Genomic DNA, 223 nt, shown 5'->3' with positions numbered 1-223 from the left:
AAGGAATGGTGCATAAAGAGCTGGATTTACAGTAGAAGAACGGAATTTCTTCTCCATTTCAGCTGACATCTTGGCTGTAATGATATGATCTCCATGAATCTTTCCTACTCTCTCATTCATTTCATCATATTCCTCACCCGAAGGGATAAATTGAGAAAGCTGATTGAACTGTATATCATCTTGATAATCCAATAACTCAATCATCTCTGTAATATAGCGATTT

General features: G+C 35.9%; 1 pseudogene. It reads right to left on the bottom strand.

Going from position 1 to position 223, the window contains the following annotated elements:
* Positions 1-223: pseudogene (locus tag MR170_RS31875) on the bottom strand (CpaF family protein); the annotation flags it as partial.

Origin of the sequence: Bacillus cereus group sp. BfR-BA-01524 (assembly GCF_022662595.1) — a bacterium.
GTDB lineage: Bacteria > Bacillota > Bacilli > Bacillales > Bacillaceae_G > Bacillus_A > Bacillus_A thuringiensis_S.
This window is presented reverse-complemented; position numbering and strand designations above follow the sequence as displayed.